The sequence below is a fragment of the Arthrobacter sp. Soil_N43 genome, assembly GCF_057655195.1.
Map to the genome: position 1 here is coordinate 22,040 of NZ_JBDGML010000076.1, position 15,715 is coordinate 37,754.

At 63.4% G+C, this 15,715-nt stretch carries 14 protein-coding genes; 7 read left to right on the forward strand and 7 right to left on the reverse strand.

Features of this window, described 5'->3' with window-relative positions; genetic code table 11:
- The first annotated feature begins 7 nt into the window (after window positions 1-7).
- Together AC3A3W_RS08330 and AC3A3W_RS08335 are read left to right on the forward strand one after the other, a co-directional pair.
- On the forward strand, window positions 8-451 hold the full coding sequence (locus tag AC3A3W_RS08330; protein ID WP_487441856.1) for a hypothetical protein: 444 nt from the start codon (window positions 8-10) through the stop codon (window positions 449-451).
- A 95-nt stretch (window positions 452-546) separates the two neighbouring features.
- Window positions 547-1,392 (forward strand): aldo/keto reductase, encoded by an 846-nt coding sequence (locus tag AC3A3W_RS08335; protein WP_487441857.1) that lies wholly within the window; start codon window positions 547-549, stop codon window positions 1,390-1,392.
- A 128-nt stretch (window positions 1,393-1,520) separates the two neighbouring features.
- Here AC3A3W_RS08335 and AC3A3W_RS08340 read toward each other — a convergent pair whose 3' ends face one another.
- Together AC3A3W_RS08340 and AC3A3W_RS08345 are read right to left on the reverse strand one after the other, a co-directional pair.
- Window positions 1,521-1,700, reverse strand: coding sequence for a hypothetical protein (locus AC3A3W_RS08340; protein WP_487441859.1), 180 nt, complete (start codon window positions 1,698-1,700; stop codon window positions 1,521-1,523).
- Window positions 1,701-1,739: 39 nt separating this feature from the next.
- Window positions 1,740-2,747: a hypothetical protein gene (locus AC3A3W_RS08345; RefSeq protein ID WP_487441860.1), complete on the reverse strand. Its 1,008-nt coding sequence runs from the start codon at window positions 2,745-2,747 to the stop codon at window positions 1,740-1,742.
- Between the two features lie 316 nt (window positions 2,748-3,063).
- Between AC3A3W_RS08345 and AC3A3W_RS08350 the strand changes: the two genes are divergently transcribed.
- Window positions 3,064-4,137 (forward strand): DNA polymerase IV, encoded by a 1,074-nt coding sequence (locus AC3A3W_RS08350; protein ID WP_487441861.1) that lies wholly within the window; start codon window positions 3,064-3,066, stop codon window positions 4,135-4,137.
- Window positions 4,138-4,174: 37 nt separating this feature from the next.
- Here the strand turns inward: AC3A3W_RS08350 and AC3A3W_RS08355 are convergent, their stop codons facing one another.
- From AC3A3W_RS08355 to AC3A3W_RS08375, 5 genes are all read right to left on the reverse strand, one after another.
- Entirely contained in the window at window positions 4,175-5,620 is a 1,446-nt protein-coding gene (locus tag AC3A3W_RS08355) for an SLC13 family permease (RefSeq protein ID WP_487441863.1), read from the reverse strand.
- Between the two features lie 553 nt (window positions 5,621-6,173).
- A complete protein-coding gene (locus AC3A3W_RS08360; protein ID WP_487441864.1) occupies window positions 6,174-6,554 on the reverse strand; it encodes a universal stress protein in 381 nt (126 codons plus the stop codon).
- Between the two features lie 38 nt (window positions 6,555-6,592).
- The gene (locus AC3A3W_RS08365; protein WP_487441866.1) at window positions 6,593-8,563 is read right to left on the reverse strand and encodes a tripartite tricarboxylate transporter permease; all 1,971 of its coding nucleotides are present in this window, start codon (window positions 8,561-8,563) and stop codon (window positions 6,593-6,595) included.
- A gap of 8 nt (window positions 8,564-8,571) precedes the next feature.
- Window positions 8,572-9,771 (reverse strand): Bug family tripartite tricarboxylate transporter substrate binding protein, encoded by a 1,200-nt coding sequence (locus AC3A3W_RS08370; RefSeq protein ID WP_487441867.1) that lies wholly within the window; start codon window positions 9,769-9,771, stop codon window positions 8,572-8,574.
- 83 nt (window positions 9,772-9,854) lie between these two features.
- A complete protein-coding gene (locus tag AC3A3W_RS08375; protein ID WP_487441869.1) occupies window positions 9,855-10,934 on the reverse strand; it encodes a PrpF domain-containing protein in 1,080 nt (359 codons plus the stop codon).
- A gap of 275 nt (window positions 10,935-11,209) precedes the next feature.
- Between AC3A3W_RS08375 and AC3A3W_RS08380 the strand changes: the two genes are divergently transcribed.
- From AC3A3W_RS08380 to AC3A3W_RS08395, 4 genes are all read left to right on the forward strand, one after another.
- Window positions 11,210-12,124, forward strand: coding sequence for a LysR substrate-binding domain-containing protein (locus AC3A3W_RS08380; protein WP_487441870.1), 915 nt, complete (start codon window positions 11,210-11,212; stop codon window positions 12,122-12,124).
- Between the two features lie 44 nt (window positions 12,125-12,168).
- Window positions 12,169-13,338, forward strand: a complete 1,170-nt coding sequence (locus AC3A3W_RS08385) for an MFS transporter (protein ID WP_487441871.1) — start codon at window positions 12,169-12,171, stop codon at window positions 13,336-13,338.
- Window positions 13,339-14,237: 899 nt separating this feature from the next.
- A complete protein-coding gene (locus tag AC3A3W_RS08390; protein ID WP_487441873.1) occupies window positions 14,238-14,444 on the forward strand; it encodes a helix-turn-helix transcriptional regulator in 207 nt (68 codons plus the stop codon).
- Window positions 14,444-15,715: a tyrosine-type recombinase/integrase gene (locus AC3A3W_RS08395; RefSeq protein WP_487441874.1), complete on the forward strand. Its 1,272-nt coding sequence runs from the start codon at window positions 14,444-14,446 to the stop codon at window positions 15,713-15,715. The genes AC3A3W_RS08390 and AC3A3W_RS08395 overlap by 1 nt, the downstream gene beginning before the upstream one ends.

Here is a 15,715-nt window from a genome sequence, read left to right on the forward strand (position 1 = left end):
GTCCGGCTTGGGGTTCTTCACCGCTGCCCGGCAAGGGCGGAAAGACGACGCCGAACTGGGTAAGGGGCTATGGCGCCGAGCCAACGACCGCTTTCACCGGGGGCTGGACCGCTACCACCAGGTCCTCGAGGGCGTGGAGGATGAGCAGCTGTATGCCGAACTTGTCGAAATAGCGAACGAGCTGGCGGGATTATCCGGGCGGGTCCGGATGGTCTGCGTTGAGGCGCAGCAGCGTTCCCCCAGCGACGGTCTGGATATCCCGCACTCGCTGGCCGGTGTCCACCGTGCTCTGTCGAAGGCGGGAAACTCGCTGGCGGCCACCGCGGAGGCGGCAGCGATGCTGCGGCTGGCGGTCGGCCCGGTTCCCGTGGGAGCGGCTTCGGTCTGGCGGCGGGCAGAGACCGTCTTCGAACAGGTGGCGGACGCGGAGCGCCTGCTTGCCGAAGCCTGAACCGGTCAAAATATTCCCGCCTGCGGGCATTAAGCGCCTAGCTTAGCTTTCGCCCAGCGGCTGCATCCCGGCGGGAGTGTTGGCAGGATGGATGGATGACTCCTTCACCGACACTGACATTCAATGACGGAAACACGATTCCCCAGCTTGGCTACGGGGTATGGCAGGTGGAAGACGACGTTGCTGAAAAGGTCGTCTTCCAGGCCTTCCAGGCAGGGTTCCGCCACATCGACACGGCCAAGATCTACGGTAATGAGTCCGGGGTGGGCCGGGCCATCGCCAGCTCCGGGCTGTCGCCGGAGGAAATCTTCATCACGACGAAGCTGTGGAACTCCGACCAGGGCTACGAGTCGACGCTCGCGGCGTTCGAAGAATCCATGGAGCGGCTGGGTCTCGAAACGCTGGACCTGTACCTGATCCACTGGCTCCAGCCGAAGCAGGAGAAGTACGTGGACACCTGGAAGGCCCTGATTGAGCTGCAGAAGCGCGGCAGGGTGAAGTCCATTGGCGTCTCCAACTTCACGATTGAGGGACTGCAGCGCATCATCGACGAAACCAGCGTGGTGCCCGCCATCAACCAGGTGGAACTGCACCCCTTCTTCAACCAGGCCGAGCTCCGGGAGTTCAACGCGTCCAAGGGCATTCTGACCCAGGCCTGGTCGCCGCTGGGGCAGGGCGGCGAGCTCCTGGAGGATGCCACCATCACCGCACTCGCGGACAAGCACGGTGCCACGCCCGCCCAGGTGGTCATCGCCTGGCACCTGGCCATCGGCAACGTGGTCATCCCCAAGTCCGTCACCGAGTCGCGGATCCGGGAGAACTTTGAAGCGCTGAACATCACCCTGGATGCGGGGGACGTTGAAGCCATCAACGGCCTGGACCGCACGGCCGCCGGGTCGGGACGCATCGGACCTGATCCTGCCGTCTCTGACTTCGCCTGATCGTCAGGCGCGCCGTCCGCGGCGCTGGCCCCGTCCCGCTGAAACTGCCGTTACGGCAGCTCGATTGAGCGGCGCGGGGCCTTTGTCAGCATAAGGCGGGGGCCTTGCGGACCGGGCGCCGGTCCCTGCTAGGCTGCCAGCTGGTCCTGGCGGACGGCTACAGCATCGACAGTGGCCCAGTCGTCCTCACTGGAGAGGCAGCGGCTCATAAACCGCTCGGCGTCGGCAGCGGTATCAAAGACTTCGGTCCGGATCCGGCCGCTGTCGGCTTCGAAGAACGTGACGTGGAATTCCTGGTTCATTTCCATGACTCCATGGTGCAGCCGGGGTCTGACATTTTTTGTTCTTCAGTCCGGTGTGTTGCGTAGCCGGAGCACCCGTTCCTTCGCCAGGTCCGCCGTCCGCCGGCTCCGTTCGGCGGCCCGGGCCGCCTGTTTCGCCTCCGCTGCCGCCGCCTCGCGGTCCTTCCGGACGGCCTCCAGCGAGGCTTCCAATGCCTTTAGCCGCTGCTTGGCCTCGCTGACTTCTGCTGTCAGGCGTGTGAACTCGCCGGACGCCGCCTGGAAGGCTTCTTCCCGGGTTTCGGTCTCCGCCGCGGCTGATGCCGCCGCTGACTCGGCCTCCTCAAGGGCGGCCAGGGCCTTGTCCAGGATGGAGGGCGACGGCGGGCGGGGCGCTCGTCCCACCGCCTGCAGCCGGGGTTTCTCCGGCGCGTCCGCAGGCGGGCGCCTGGACTTCGACGGTTGCCCTGACCGGCCACCGGCAGCGCGCGGAGTTTCTGGTTTCTGGGCCGCTGGCGTCGCGCGCGGCCGTACGGGCGGCTCGGGCACCCGCCCGAGGGCGGAAGGAACGGCGACAGCGCCGGCGAGATCAACCCGGTCCACGCCGTCGGCCGTGAGAACCCGCAGGAGCATGCCGCTCTGGACAGCAGCGGCGGCCGCCGCGTCTGCAGTGGCTGCCCGCAGCGTTTCTTCCACTTCCGAGGCCACCGGTCCGCTGACGGCGCGGCCCTGCTGCTCCGCAGCGAGCCGGGCGGCGCTGACGGCTTCGGCGAGGAGCTTGCGCCGCTCCCGTGACAGCTCCCGCAGGGCCGCGGCGTCGAGCGCGGCCTGTGCGCTCTGCATCGTCTCTCCAAGGTTGCGCAGTTCCCGCACTGCATCCGGCCGGTGGTGCGCCAGCATGTTGACCGCCCAGGCGGCGGCGGAGGGCTTGGGGAGGGCCTTGATGGCTTGGGAGAGCAAGCGGTTGGATTCGGCCGCGGCAGCCTTCGCAGCGGCGGTGCGGGCTGTCACAAAGTCGTCGAGGGGCAGCGCATACAGACGCCCGGCGACGTCGGCAAGGTCCTGCTCTTCCATGTCAGCCATCTTAGGGCGGAGGCAATAGTTGTAGCGCAGCCCGTCCGTGCAAATTTCCTCGCCCAAAGGGCCGACGACGGCTGGGGGGACACCGCCCTGGTCTCAGACAGGCGGCACCGCCGCCGGCCCAGCCCCGGTGATCCACTACTTATTATCCTCCCCATTGAGGCGCTGAAACAGCCCGGTTGACTGCCCGCATTTCCGGTAACCGGAAATCGCGGATCCCCGCGGCAGTCATCACGGGCGTGCTCTGGGTCAGCGCCAAGCCTGCGGGAGAGCCGATGCCAGCCGGGGATGTTTAGGGCAGACTGGTGGCGTGAGTGGAATCCGGTGGGTGTTGCACGTCGATCTCGACCAGTTCATCGCGGCGGTCGAAGTGCTCCGGCGGCCGGAGCTCGCGGGCAAGCCGATCATTGTCGGCGGTCGGGGCGATCCCACGGAACGGGCTGTGGTGTCGACAGCATCTTACGAAGCCAGGGCGTTCGGCGTGGGTTCGGGAATGCCCTTGCGCATTGCGGCCCGGAAAGTGCCCGACGTGGTGATCCTGCCCGTCGATCAGGAGGCTTACCTCGCGGCGTCTGAAACGGTGATGGCCACCCTGCGCGCGCAGCCCGGCGCCACCGTGCAGGTGCTGGGTTGGGATGAAGCCTTTGTAGGCACTGAGACAGAGAACCCGGAAGCCTATGCCCGGCAGGTGCAGGCCGCTGTCCTGGAGCGGACGCAGCTGCATTGCAGCGTGGGCATCGGCGACACCTTGGTCCGCGCCAAGGTTGCCACCGGTTTCGGCAAGCCAGCCGGCGTCTTCCGTCTCACTGCCGCAAACTGGCTCGACGTCATGGGCAGTCGGCCCACCAAGGAGTTGTGGGGCGTAGGAACCAAAGTATCGGGCCGGCTGGCCAAACTCGGCATCAACACCGTCGCCGAGCTCGCCGCGTCCGACCCCCAAGACCTGGTCCCGGAGTTCGGCCCCAGGATGGGTCCCTGGTATGCGGAGCTCGGACGCGGGGATGGCGCCAGCGTTGTGGACGACACCCCGTGGGTTGCCCGCGGGCATAGCCGGGAGACCACCTTCCAGCGGGATCTGACCGAGCCCGCCCAGGTGGACGACGCCGTGAGGGAGCTGACAGCGCGTGTCCTTGAGGATGTTGTGGCCGAAGGACGGCCCGTGATTGGGCTGACCCTCAAGGTTCGGTACGCGCCGTTTTTCACCAAGACCCACGCGAGGAAGATTCCCGAGACATTCGACCGGAATGAAATCCTCGCGCGGGCGTTGGACCTCGCAGCCGCAATCGAAGCGGGCCGCCCGATCCGCCTCCTGGGCCTGCGGGCCGAAATGGCAATGCCCGACGATGCCCGAAAGGGGCATACGCCGACGCGCGGCGGTTGGTGACGGCGTCGCTCCCTTCCTGACCGGCGGGGCGGGACCGTCACATAATGCCGGTGGGTACCAGCATGGCCCACGCCAGCAGCGGGGCGACCAGCACGACTGCGCCGGCGTACATCATCAGCTGGCGGTACACGCGCTGCCTGTCGTCGTCGCGGGCGTTGGCGACGATCAGGGCGCCGTCAGTGGAGAAGGGGGAGACGTCCACAACGGTTGCGGCGATGGCCAGGGCGGCGACTGTTCCAGAGGCGCTCAACGAGCTGGTGGCCAGGAGCGGGCCGGCCATGGGGATGAAGGCGGTGAGCAAAGCTGTTGACGAAGCGAAGGCCGAGCCGACGCCGATCACGTAGCAGAGGACCAGCGCGATGAGCAGGGGAGCGCCAAGGGCCAGGGCTTGCTCAGCGAGGGTGTCGATGACGCCCACGTGCTGGAGCAGGGAGACGTAGGTGATCATGCCGGCCACCAGCAACACCGTGGACCAGGAGATGCCGCCGATGAAGGTCTGGTGTTCCTTGATGTTGATCAGTGCCAGCAGGAGTCCGGCGGAGAGGGCGACAAAGCCGATGGGCATGTGGAACCCCAGGGTGCATACGAGCATCGCTGCGATCAGCACCAGTGTGAGGATCTGCTGGCCGTGTGGACGGCTTGTACGGGAAGCGTCGAGTTCGAAGTGCTGGCCGCCCCTGCCGTCGCGCAGTTTGCCAAGGAGGGCAAAGAGAACAATGGTCAGTACGGAGAGGATGAGGTTAAGCGCGAAGCTGGCGGCGAAGAGTGCGCCTTGGGAGATGGGGAAGCCGTTCTCAATGGCGATGTCGTGCACCAGAACTCCGGCCACGGACAGCGGAGAGAAGCCGCCTGCGTGGGCTCCGTTGATGATGAACGCGCCCATCAGTACCGGATGGATGCGGGATTCGTAGGCAAATCCGATGGCGGCCGGTGCCAGCAGGGCGACGGCGGCCGGGGAGAAAGTGCCCAGTGCCGTCAGGGCGGCAGCCATGAGGAAGAACACCCACGGGAGCAGCAGTGTCTTTCCTCTGACGAGGCGCACGCAGGTTTGGACGATGACGTCGATCGTGCCGTTCTTTTGCGCCATGCCGAAAAAGTAAGTAACCCCGATGATTGTTAGGACGATGCTGGCGGGGAACTCCGCGAGGATCTCCTTGTCTGTCATTCCGAGCATGAAGTAGCCGACGCCGAAGGATGCGACAAGCCCCATCACCCCGATGTTCAGCGGCCATTTCGTGGCGACGACGAACATCACGACGAGGACGACGAGCGGGATGATCTGGACGGCGGTCATGGTCGGTTCAGATTCCGCCGTCGCCGCCGGGCTGAAGAGCGTACCCCCTAGCAGAAGGGCGGCCAGACCCAGGACCGCGAATGCGGCCACCGCCACGAGCAGGATACGGCGGCGACGGTCAGGACGCGCGGAAAGGTCGTCGCGGGTGTCGGCCGAGGGGGCGACAGTTCGGTCCGCAGTCTTAGTCATGGTGGGTTCTCCTCATTGGGTGGCTCCTGCGAGGGAGGCCTCGACGGCGCTGCCGAGGGCTTGGGGAGGGGGACGTTGCCCAGGCTCTACGTGTCTCGACTGACGGGCAGCCGATAAACGCGCAACCCGTCGCTGCGAAGGAAGAGTGCTCGGCCTCTCCCTTCATTCTGTTGTAGCCAGAGCATGCTGCCGTCCATGGCAAGCATGTCGATCCGTCCTGAAGTTACAGGCCGGCCGTTGCAGTGGATCTCGACTTCATCGGTGCGGGACAGTTTGGACCAGTTGGGAACTGGCTGCAGAGTCGGGGATCCCATATGCGGGTTGGCCGGGCGGGGACGGTAATTCATGGAGGTCTCCTTGATCGAGAGATCGTCTGAGGAATGGACCGTGCGGGGGAATAGTCATTAGAGGAGGCAGGGCGACAGTGTGTCCCCCTGCCTCCTTTGCATGCTGCGTAGTCCTCGCGCCCGTCCTTCGGGCTACCTGTTGCGATGGAGTGCGGGACGGCAGCACGCGTGCCGGACGTTTGGGCCGGCAGTCAAATGGCGTCGCGTCAGAGTTTGTCCGCCCGGACGGCAAGCACGGGGCAGGTGGAGTCAAGCAGTATCCGTTGGACGGTGCTGCCAAGGATGAGCTTGCCCACCATGGACCGGTGCCTGAGTCCAATGACGATCATGTCGACGTTTCGTTCCTGGGCAATCTGGATCACTGCGTCCCCCGGATCGGCCAGGACAGAGGATTCGATGGTCAGGGCAAGGCCGGCGGCGGTCAGCTGGGCTTCCAGTTCGTGCAGTTCCTGCGCCTCCAGGTCGTGGTGTCCACGTCCGATATTCACGATTAGCAGGTCGGCCTTTCTCAGATGGGCTTCTTTGATGCCCTCTGTGAGCGCCTCCCTGCCTTCCGGTGCGGGTGCATAGGCTACGAGTACCGTCATGTGTTTTCTCCAATGGCTTTCAATGTGGCGTCTGAGTACTAAACCAGGGTGTTGAGCCAGCCCTGGGGCAAATCGATTGGCAGTAGGGAGGGAAGGGCAAGGAGCACGATGTACAGGACTCCGGTGTAGATGACGGCGACCTTTAGCCGTGCCCTTGCGACCACCAGCAGGAACGCGGGGATGAAGATGGTTACCGCGATCAGGTATCCGAAGGCTGCGGTGAGGGCCAGGAATCCTGTCATCCAGGCGAAGGTTTTGAGTGCGAAGCCGGCATCGAGCGTCCACCCTGCGCTCCTGGCCTTGGCCCGAAGACGAGTCCGGATCTCGATGAACAGCAAGATTCCGGAGAACACGAGGCCACCGGTGCTCACCAGCTGCGGGACGAGCCGTGCCTCCGGTGAGAAGGAGGTGGATGAGATCAGGGCTGCGGCGAAGGCGAGGGCGAAGATCGCTGACGCGGCGAGGGACCAGGTTGAATTCTTGAGCGGAGCTTCGTCGTCCTCGGGCTGTTCGTCCCGGTGACCGTCATCCAGGTTGGTATGGCGGCGCGCACGGATGAACTTGATGAAGGCCCAGATTATCGGGAGGATCAGGATTGCCAGGAAGGCCAGGACGCCGGGGCGCGCCATCCAGTCGAATCCTTCGTACAGGCTGTCCGTGAGGAAGTAGTAGCGTTCCAGCGGGATGGCCAAGACGAAGCCGATGAGGAAAGGTGCCCTGGGGAATCCGGTGGACTTCAACAGCCAGCCGAAGACGCCCAGGATGATCATGATCCAGAGGTCGCCGAGCTGGCCGCCTTCCTGGAAGGACCCCAGGAGCATGATGGCCACCAGGCCTGCTGCCAGAACTGCGAAGGGGACCTTGGTGAGCTTGGCGAGCTGCTTGACGCTCAGGAAGCAGAACAGCGCGCCCAGGATCGAAGCGATCGCGAAGGACCAAACGATCAGATACATCAGGTCAAGGTGTTCGGTGATGATGGAAGGTCCGGGCTGGATGCCGTAGGTAAGAAGCATGCCGAGCAGCATGGCTGAGGGGACGCCGCCGGGGATGCCGAACAATAGCGTGGGGATCAGGTCGCCGGCTTCCACCGAGTTGTTGGCTGATTCGGGGCCAACAATGCCGCGGGGGTCTCCCTTGCCGAACTGGCGCTTGTCTTTGGCGGTTGCGACGGCCTGGCCGTAGGCCAGCCAGGTTCCGGCGGTGGCGCCGACGCCGGGCAGGACGCCGGCCCAGATGCCGATCAGGGCTCCGCGAATAACCTGGGTCCAGTGGGTGAGCCACTCGCGGATGCCTTGGCCCCAGCCGCCGCCGAGGGTGATGGTTTCCTTCTGTCCGCGGCGCTGACTTGCACGTGAGGCGATCTCGGCGAGGCCGAAGATGCCCAATGCGACGGCTACGAGTGACAGGCCGTCGCCGAGGAAGAGGCTGCCGAAAGTGAAGCGTTCTTCCGCGGTGGTCGGTGAGGTTCCGACCATGCCGAGCACCAGACCGAGGAGGCCTGCGGAGACTCCCTTGATGATGTTTCCGCGGGACAGGACCGCGGCCAAAGCTACACCGAGGACGGTGAGCATAAAGAGCTCGGGGCTGGCGAAGGAAAGGACCAGCGGTCGGGCGAGGGGTATGGCCAGGGTCAGGCCGATGGCGCCGATGATGCCGCCGGCCATGGAGGAGAGGAAGGCCAGGGTCAGCGCGCGTGCAGCCTGCCCTTTCTTCGCCATGGAATATCCGTCCAGCATCGTGACGCTGGCCGAGGCGGACCCTGGGGCACCGAGCAGTACCGCGGAGACGGTGTCCGAGGTATGGACAACGGCCAGGGCGCCGATAAGGAGCGCCAGTGCCTGGGGCGGCTCCATGCCGAACGTGATGGGTAGCAGGATCGCCACGGCGCCGGTGCCGCCCAATCCCGGAATGAGGCCCATGATCAGACCGGCGACGGTGCCGATGAGGAGCATGATGAGAAGGGAAGGATCAGCGAGGGATGCCAGCGCTGCCATTGCGGAGTCAAGCATGATGGTCCTTATTCAACGTGGATGTTGTATTTGTCCGCGAGCAGCCCAGTGACATAGGACCGTACGGAGCTGCTGACTGTGTAGGCGTCCCGGACGCGGTCTGCCACGCCGGGGTCGGCTACCAGGGGATAGCCGCCGAGGACTTTGGAAGCCTTTTCCTGGAATCCGGGATCGGTGCCGAGCTTTTCGCTGGATTCGCGCAGCAGCCTGTAGGCGTTCTCCGGGGTCTCCTGTGGGACCCACAGTCCCTTTTGGTAGGTGTAGGTCAGTCCGAGAAGGGTCTTGTAGGCCTCGTACTTTTCGCCGGAGGGCTTCTTTCCGTGGAGCGTTTCGTAGGCTTCCGCGACCGTGGGCACGTCAGGGAAGTTCGGGTCACGGACAACTTCCCCCGCATCGTTCAGCTGGCCGAAGGACATGAGGACGACGGCTTTGCCTTCCTTGGCGATGCCAGCGACTGCAGACGCGTAGGCGGAGGTGGTCTGGTAGTCGAGGTCGATTTCACCGCGCTGGAGGGCCAGGTTGACGGGTCCTCGGCCTTCAAAGCCAAAGGTACTTGTGACATCGGCTTCGAGCAGGTCGAAAGCCACCAAGGTAGTGATGTCCAGGCCCGTGGCACTGATGCCGCCAAATTCCAGTGGTGTATCCCGGTTGATCAGGTCCTGAAGGCCGGCTACGCCGGCTTCGGCCCGGGCGTAGATGACTCCGCCTGTTCCGTTGACGACGACAGGTTTCAGGTCTTCGAAGGAGTACTTGACCGCCGAGCGTCCCAAGACCCATGGCACAACGGTGGATGCCGTGCCGACGAGGATTTCGGTACCGTCTGTCTTGGCTGAGCGGGCGAACCTGTTGGTTCCCAGAATGCCTTCTCCGCCAGCTTCGTTCACGGGTGCGAACCCGGGACGTCCAGGGACGTAGTTTGTCAGTTCCGTCCCGATGAATCGAGCCCAGGTGTCTGTTCCGCCGCCAGAGGCAAGGGGGATGAGGAACTCAAGCGTTTCGCCGCTGAAGTCTCCGTCTTCCGTGCTGGACGGTGGGTTCAGAAGGCTCCCGCCGAGGACAGTGGTCGCCGTGCCAAGTAGTGCGAAGGCACCGACGGCGGCTAGGACGGTCCGTCGGGAGTGTTTGGGCGGATCGGGCTGCTCGGTCTGTCCGACGCTGCCTTCCCGGGAAGTTCCGGGCGGCTCCAAGGATGACTTACTGCTCGTCATTGAGGGGTCCTTTGATTAAGTGCCTACCACCATGCAACACCAATGCGGCGTACCAGGAAGGGGAAGGCTTTGTTGGGTTCCGCTTACCAGGTGCCTGGAAGCAGCAGTTCTGCGTCAGCTATGCGGCGGGCGCTTCGAAGCGTGCCGACGACGGGGACGCCGTCACGTAGTTCCGCCCAGGTCTGAACGACGCCTGCAGGCGTGCGCATGACGAGGCCGGATGAAGGATCCATGGACAGCAGGTCCCGGACCACGGTGCCCTCGTGCTGCGCAGCCATGGTGAGCGCCACACTTCCGGTGATTGCGAGAGCGGGGTGAAGTTTGCCCATGGATAGCATGCGGACGATAAGGTCAGCTTCGTCGTTCGGCGATGCCCTGGCCACGAGTGCAAGCTTTGGAATGGCGCGTGCCGCCTCTGCCCTAGTGGCCGCAAGGCCCATGCGGACGGCAGCATCTCGGCGTACATCGTCAAGGTGGACGAGGAGTGCCGCCTGGCCATCGATGTCAGCGGCGGTCTCGTGGCCAGTCAGGCCGATGGAGACGGCGTCGAGGATGATCAGGGGAGCGCCGGCGTCAATGAGCGTGGCCGGTACCTCCTGCCCGTCAAAGGTCACTTTGTCCAGCGGTTCTCCGGTGGGGAACAGCTTTCCGGTGGTCCTGCCCGCAGGATCGAGGAAGCCCATGCCAACCGCCAGTCCGGGGAACGGCACGCCCGGAATCATTTGGGTTCCGGGGTCCTGGAGCTCGCCGTTCGGCGTGGGAACCTTCTGCAGGATGAGCTGGTCGGTGTTGGTGTTCAGGGTCCTGACCGATGTGCTCTGCTGGCCCGGGGAGACCCAACCTCGTTCAATGGCATACGGTGCAACGACTGCCGAGCAGTTGCCACAGTTGCTTCCCCAGTCCACTTTCTGCTCATCGATGGCGACCTGGGCAAACGTGTAGTCGACGTCAGCGTCGTCTGTGAGGGAGCGGGAGAGGATGACAGCTTTGCTCGTCGTGGACGTTCCGCCGCCGACACCGTCGACCTGGCGGTTGTCGGGGCTGCCGAAAAGGCGCAGGAGAACTTCGTCCACACTCTTTCCGGGAACCTGAAGGTTGTCCCATTCGAAGACCCAGCACTTGCTGGTGCCGCCCCGCATCCACACTGCTGGGATTTTGTACATGATTGCTTTCCATACCTTCCTGGGCCCTTCGTTGGGCCGACAAGCCTGTCCGGCTGGTACAAGTGTGATGCGAACCTCAGATGAATTACAAACGCCAGATCTTGCAGGAGTATGCACTATTGCTTCAATCACTGGTGCTTTCACGCGGCTCGGCATGTAAATTCGCCGCGGCCACAATGCTTCTCCGTCGTCACGGGTCCTTGAAACGTGCCGAGCGTGAACGGAATACGTAGAATGCTGTGGGGGGCATAACAAATACTTCAAAAGGAGCCGCCTTGTTGAACGTGCGCAGACTTGAGTTACTGCTTGATGTGGTGGAACTCGGTTCAATCACTGCCGCTGCGGAGAAGCATGTGTATTCTCCGTCAGGAGTGTCCCAGCAGCTTCGGCGGCTCGAAGCCGAAATCGGCCAACCCCTTCTGCAGCGACAAACCCGGGGGATGGTTCCCACCGATGCCGGGCATGTTCTCGCCTCGCACACCCGCCGGATCCTGCGGCAGATGGCCGCGGCCGAGGCTGACCTGGCGGAAATCGCCGGGCTCAACCGCGGAAGCCTCACGATGGGAACATTCCCCACCCTGGGCGGTTCGTTCCTCCCCGTGGTGATTAGCAGGTTCAAGAAGGAATACCCGGCGATCGAGTTGCACGTCCGCAGTAGCCGCTTCGGGGAGCTTATTGAAATGCTCGAGAACGGCCAGGTGGGAATGTCCCTCCTTTGGGACTACGAGTGGAACCGGATAAACCCGGAGGACTTTGCCCTGACCACCGTGTTCGAGGACGCGACGGCCCTGATCGTGGGCAAGGACCACCGATTGGCACGCCGGAAGCACGTGGACATGGCAGACCTGGCTGCTGAGGAATGGATTGTGCGTGAAGAGGCGCATCCCGTCGTCGAAGTGCTGCACCGAAGCGCCCGCGCAGCAGGATTCACGCCCCGTATCGCCTTCCATGCCAATGATTACCAGGAAGCCCAGGCCATGGTGAGCGTTGGTCTGGGGATCGCCTTGGCACCTAGAACTGCCGTGGTCAATAAGCACCCCGGCGTCAGCATCGTTTCGCTCGGAAGCAGCGCACCATCCCGACGGGTGCTCCTGGCCCACCGACATGACAGGGTACGCGCGGCCGCTGAAATAGCCTTCCAGACCACGCTCCTGGAGGTCGCAAAAGACACCACCGCTGACTTCCGGTGACGGGGCTGCCAAAGCCCGAAAGGGGGCCGCGGCGGTGGCTGTGGATGCTGATCGCCGCCGCCGTGCTGTGCCAGATGGCTCTTAACCTTGCCCGTCCCCTGATCTCCTATAAGGTGCTTGCCCTTGGCGGTGACTCGGTGATGGTCGGGCTGACATCTGCCTCCTTCGCGCTCCTACCAGTGGCCTTCGCGCTTTGGCTGGGTCGGATGTCCGATCGCCGAGCGTCGCTCCGGGGCATCACGGTCGTCGGGACGCTGTTGCTGTCTGCCGGTCCTTTCCTGCTCTCCTCTGCCCCATCCCTGCTCTTGGTGGCGTTGGCCAGTGCCGTGCTCGGGATGGGACACCTGTGCTTCACGATTGCCGGCCAGTCCGCCATCGCGAGGTTCGTCCCGCTGAGCCAAATGGACGCAGCCTTCGGATGGTTCACGGCCGCATTCTCACTCGGGCAGCTCATGGGCCCACTCGTCGCGGGCCTGGCCATGGGGTCCGCTGGAAACGTATCTGCCGAAACCCGGCTCACAGACGCCAATTTGGCGCTGCTCCTCGCCGGGGCCATCGCCCTGTTCGCGGTTCCGGTCGCATTAGGTGCATCGGCAACGGCAACACCCCGAGCCCGGGCAAACATCTCAGCGGCATCCGCGCCTTCCCGGCCGACGTCAGTGGTGCACCTCCTGGGAGTCCGCACCGTCAAGACCAACATGATCGCCAGCCTTGCCCTGCTTGCCACAACCGACATCATTGTTGCCTTTCTTCCTCTTTTGGGGGAAGAGACCGGCATTGCTCCCGTTGGAATTGGAGTCCTGCTGGCGGTCCGGGCGGCGGCGTCGATTTCGTCCCGCCTTCTCCTGCCCGTCCTGCTGTCCCGCTGGAGCAGAACCGGTCTCGTTACCTCGAGCCTTGCTGGTGCCGGCATTGGTCTGGCCATCCTGCCTTGGCTGTTCGACAACCCAGTTGTAGCCGGCATCCTTCTGGCCGCTGCCGGGTTCTTCCTCGGCTTGGGGCAACCGATAACGATGACCCTGATCACCCAGGCCGTCCCTCCCGATGCCCGCGGCGCGGCTTTGGCGCTGAGGCTGCTGGGCAACCGGCTCGGACAGGTTGCCTTGCCGATCGGTGCCGGCCTCCTTGCCGCGCCGGCGGGACCGGGCGGTGCCCTCTGGATGTCCTCAGCCGTGCTGTGCGCCGCATCCATAAGGTGGCCGAGAAAAACCTGAGCCGGCAAGAATAGTGACGCGCCTTGGATCCCTGACACGCTCCAAGGCATAAAATTGCCATATGCGCCCCGAGGAAGCGATCGCACTGGTATTTGTGATGGCAATTATCTGGGCCGGCACGATTCTGCTGTTGCTTTCCAGGCTGGACCGCCCTGAAAGGCGGGTGCTGCGCCAGGAGCGGAGAGCGGACCGGGCGGTTCACCAGCGGGTGCACCGCATAACACGAGCGCGGCGGCTGGCACACCGTCGAAGGCCGTCCCGCCGCGGCCGGAGCCGAATCCCGTAGATCTGCTTGATGTCGCCCCGTGATGCCCTTTCCGGCATAAAATTGCAGTATGGCCAGCCAGGAAGCGATTGCTCTGGTGTTTGTGTTTCTTGTCATCTGGGTCGGTACGATCCTGGTGTTGCTGTCTCGCGTAGACCGCGATGAGAGGCGGGAACGACGCCAGGAACGGCGAGCCAGTCGACGGGCCGGGTATCACGCGCACTAGGCAATTCGGCCCCACACAGCCTGCCGTCGCCCGATCCTCAGCGACCTCCACCGGGCGCGGACATTCCGCTGCGGTGCTTCAAGGTCGCCGTGCGGCGTCACCGCCCCAGGCACCTGAAAATGTCAACAGCCAGCAAAAAACCCCCAGAAACCTTGGTTTCCAGGGGGTTTTGCCCGAGCTTCCTATCAGAATCGAACTGATGACCTTTTCATTACGAGTGATGGAATCACGGGGATACCCGGCCCTCCCCGATCATGGCCATTACCCTGCAAACTAGCCGAATTTCCCGGTGGAAGCATTCACGGACCCTCCCGGGAATCACTTTTCAAAGTGTGCCCCAAAGTGTGCCCTTCAGGTGCGGCGCCGAAAAGTGACACCCGCCGTCTTTCGTGCGGCATAGGGAAGGCTGTGAATAGAGATGAAGATACCAAGAAGACAACCTGGCTGACCCGCAAAGAGGCCGCCGAGCACATGCGGCTGAGCCCTGCCACCCTCGCAAACTGGGCAAGCCTTGAGTGCGGCCCGGAGTACGTGCGAATCGGCCGGGGGCGCGTCCTTTATCGCTTGGGTGACATTGACGCCTGGATGGAAAACCAGGCGAAGAGGGCCGGCTGATGGCCCGGGCGAAGATTCCCGCTTGGCAACTTTTCGAGTACACACCCAAAAAGGACGAGACCGGTAAGTGGACAGCTCGAAGCCGGTACAACGATGATGCGGGAGAGCGGCATGACATCAAGCGGTCAGGCCGGACCAAAGGCGCCGCCGACCTTGCATTGCGGCGTGCCGTCGAAGAGGCTCAAAAACAGGCCGAAAAGCGTAGGAAGGATGCTGACGAAGCCGAGACACAGGCCTCTGTCGTGACTCTGGAAGAGCTGTCGGAGCGCTGGTTGCAGGTAAGAAAACCTTCTCCTGTGAAAATCGATCACATCACCCAAACCGGTGCGTCGCCCACTACCGGCCTGCGTATGCAGACATGGACCTCGTACGCAGCAAACCTCCGTGGCCATCTGCTTCCTGTTTTGGGAGGATTCCCTGTGGCTGAGCTGAAAACGCCCGAGTGCGAAAAGGCCATCCATAGCCTGTATGACAAGGAAGCCGGAACCGGGTACAGAACCGCAGATCTGGCTAAACAGGTGCTTAGCCAGATCATGGACTACGCCGTACGCCAAGGGCTCCGCCCAGACAATCCTGTCCGCTTTGTCTCCAAGGTGCCCAGTCCCAGGAAGCTCCCGACAAGATTGAAGCCATCCACGGTGGCAGCAGTACATGAGGCGGTACGCGCTCGGCAGCCAGAACCAGGAGTCGGAGGGCCCAAACCTACCGGACGGCTGTCTGACGTTGTGGAGTTTCTCTTCGCTACCGGCGTTCGCATTGGTGAGGCACTTGCCGTGCGTTGGGACGACATCCAATTCGATGGAGACCGCATCTTGGTAACCGTGAGCGGCACATTGGTTGAGAAGGACGGACTCTTCTACCGTCAGGACTATCCCAAGACCGATAGCCAACGGATACTGCAGCTGACGCAGGACTGGATCCAAGCCATGATTCGGCAACGGCACAGGAACAAGCGCCCGACCCGCACCAACGCTGTTTTTGCCACACGGAACGGGACCTTCGTCCGGCCCAGCAATTTCAGGTCAGACCTGAAGAAGGCAAAAACGGCAGCTAATATCAGCGAGAAAATCACCCCACACTTCTTCCGATCAACAGTCAGCAGCGAGATCGCTGAACACTACCGCGATGAAGCCGCGCAACAACAGCTGGGCCATTCCTCACCCGAGACGACACGCAGGCATTACATCCATCGACCGGAGATTGTGCCCGACTATTCAGACGGTCTCAAGAATGTGGCTCCTCCAAAGAAAGGAAGGTCTAAAGCCGGCTGA